Genomic DNA, 3,017 nt, shown 5'->3' with positions numbered 1-3,017 from the left:
CGAACGGTTAAATAAGCTAGAGGTAGGACAGGCAAAGTTAACCGAAAAGGTTGAGGGCATCGATAATCGCCTAAAATCAGTGGAAGGAACCCAAAAAAATCAGGTTTGGACATTAATTATTCTTTTGGCAAGTGCGATCGCCGTTGCTTTCCTGACAACCTTCTCCAAGATTTGATCTAATCTCAGACAGAAGTAAGCCTGATCCAATTACCGAAAAATTGGGTTTAAAGCCTCGCCCTAAAAGGGCGACTTGATATGATGTAAGTAGGGAGGCACAATTATTTGTAGGATGGGTTAGCGGTAGCGTAACATAATCGGGCGTTGGGTTTCATGCTTCAACCCAACCTACGTTCATCTTATATTTAATTCCACCCACCTACTTATGATATTAAGAATAGGGGGCCGGGTAAGCAACCGCTTAAAAAACCCAGTCATCGAAGGATGAACGCACCTTGAAAACTAGAGTTATGGGGTTCTATAGGGGAATGCTCCTATAGGTAAAAGCTCTCAGCGTCAAGTACCAAAGAAACCAATTATTTTAGAGGTTTGGAACTGTATCGTGGGACACACGAGAACAGGCTTCTGTAAGGGAGCGAAAGTCTGAGGAGAGAACCACCTCTGGCTGGGATTTCGCTAGGAATCTAATTCAAGTGGACTCGTTGAGCCAGAAATTCACAGCAGTGATGCTAGAAGAATCCACGTCCGTTTACGGCGTGGGGTATGTCAACTACTCTCTATGTGCGAGAATAGCCTGTGTGAAAAACCTAGGTAATTGTTATGGTTGCACATATACAAAATAGGCAGTTTAACGGGTTGTCTAGCCAAGAAGCTGGCGATCGCTTGAAACAGCATGGCTACAACGAACTGCCCTCAACCCAGCATCGTACTTTTTTAAGGATCGCCCTAGACATTATCCAAGAGCCGATTTTCTTGCTCCTGATTGCCTGTGGTGTCATCTACCTCTTTTTGGGTGATGCTCAAGAAGCTCTGATTTTGTTGGGGTTTGTCTTTTTTATTATTGGCATCAATCTTTACCAGGAGCAAAAAACGGAACGTTCTCTAGAAGCACTGCGGGACTTATCCAGTCCTCGGGCCTTGGTGATTCGAGATGGGGAGCGGCAGCGGATTGCGGGGCGAGAAGTGGTACAGGGCGATTTGATCGTGGTGGAGGAGGGCGATCGCGTTCCTGCGGATGCGATTTTGCTGTGGTCGACTCACTTGACGATTGATGAATCGCTGTTAACCGGGGAGTCTGTTCCGGTCAGGAAACGCACCATCCAGCTGGAAGAAGACCCAGAGAAACTTTCAGCAACCTTGAGACCGGGTGGAGACGACTTACCCACTGTCTATTCTGGCACTCTTGCGGTGCAAGGGCAGGGCATTGCCCAGGTGCAAGCAACGGGCATACATACTGAAATGGGAAAAATTGGCAAAGCTCTGCAAACGGTTGAACCGGAAGACACGGTCTTACAGAAAGAAACCCGTCGCATTGTCGGTAAATTGACGATGATTGCGCTTGCCATTTGCGCGGCGGTGGTCGTGATTTATGGACTAACCCGGGCCGATTGGTTGCATGGCTTTTTGGCAGGATTAGCCCTGGCGATGGCAATTTTGCCCAATGAAATTCCGGTGGTGCTGGCCATCTTTCTGGCTCTGGGAGCGTGGCGATTCTCGCAAAAACAGGTACTAACTCGTCGCATTCCAGTGGTTGAAACCCTGGGTTCTGTCACCGTTCTTTGTGTCGATAAGACTGGAACCCTGACATTGAACCAAATGGCCGTCAAACAATTGTTGGTTTACAGCGGCTCCAATGCTTATCTGTACGATGTGACGCTCCACGAGCGCGAACCCTTGCCCGAAGTCCTTCATCCCCTGATCGAGTTTGGTATTCTAGCGAGTCGCAAAGATCCCTTTGACCCGATGGAGAAAGCGTTGCAGCAAATTGGTTGGGATTACCTGGCCAAGACTGAACACCTGCATAGCGATTGGCAACTACTGCGCGAATATCCCCTGTCCACCGATCTCTTGGCCATGTCCTGTGTCTGGGAATCCCTGACGGGGGAGCTTACCGTTGCGGCAAAAGGGGCCCCAGAAGCGATCGCTGATCTCTGCCATTTCAGCCCGATTCAACAACAGGAGCTTGCCGAACAGATCCAGTCCATGGCCAGAGAAGGTTTGCGAGTTCTGGGAGTCGCCCAAGGACGCAAAATAGGAACATTACCCAAAACCCACGCTCTTGAGTCATCCGGGCCTCCAGCCTACTTGGAATCTGACGATCGCTTACCTGTGCAACAACACGACTTTGAGTTTGAATTTGTGGGACTCATCGGCCTGGAAGACCCCGTGCGTCCTACTGTGGCACCTGCGATCGCTGAATGCTATGGTGCGGGAATTCGCGTTGTCATGATTACGGGTGATTATCCGGTAACAGCCCAGAACATTGCCCGTCAGATTGGACTCAGGCCTTTAGACAAGGTGATCACCGGTAGGGAACTGGAGCAAATGGGTGAGTCGGAACTGCGCGATCGCATTCACAGCACCAACATCTTTGCCCGTGTCGTCCCCGAACAAAAACTATTGATTGTCAATGCACTGAAACGCTCCGGGGAAATTGTGGCCATGACCGGTGATGGTGTCAACGATGCCCCGGCCCTCAAGTCTGCTCATATCGGCATTGCCATGGGTGAACGGGGTACCGATGTAGCGCGAGAGTCTGCCGATCTGGTCCTGTTGAAAGATGATTTTTCGTCCATCGTCGAATCGGTCAAACTGGGAAGACGTATCTTTGACAACCTGAAAAAGGGGATGGCCTATACCTTGGCCGTTCACGTTCCGATCGCGGGTATGTCGTTGATTCCAGTCATCGAAAATTTTGGGTCTGAAACCCCGTCGTTCTACGACGGCTTTACTGTTAAATATGAGCATCGTTTACGAAATATATGCTAAAATGTGAGGTATGGAAAAAGCCTATTCGTTTCGATTTTACCCCACACCCGAACAAGAGTCGCTATTGCGGC

At 49.5% G+C, this 3,017-nt stretch carries 1 protein-coding gene and 2 pseudogenes; all 3 read left to right on the top strand.

The window, feature by feature from the left end:
• A pseudogene (locus O9332_RS10410) lies at positions 1–175 on the top strand (DUF4164 domain-containing protein); the annotation flags it as partial.
• A gap of 602 nt (positions 176–777) precedes the next feature.
• Positions 778–2,865 (top strand): annotated as a pseudogene (locus tag O9332_RS10405) (cation-translocating P-type ATPase); the annotation flags it as partial.
• Positions 2,866–2,956: 91 nt separating this feature from the next.
• Positions 2,957–3,017: helix-turn-helix domain-containing protein (locus O9332_RS10400; protein WP_235194806.1), on the top strand; the 61-nt coding region annotated here is incomplete at its 3' end.

Source organism: Microcystis sp. LE19-10.1B, from assembly GCF_027530565.1.
GTDB lineage: Bacteria > Cyanobacteriota > Cyanobacteriia > Cyanobacteriales > Microcystaceae > Microcystis > Microcystis aeruginosa.
Note: the sequence above shows the minus strand (reverse complement) of the source record. Positions and strands in the feature narration are given on the sequence as shown.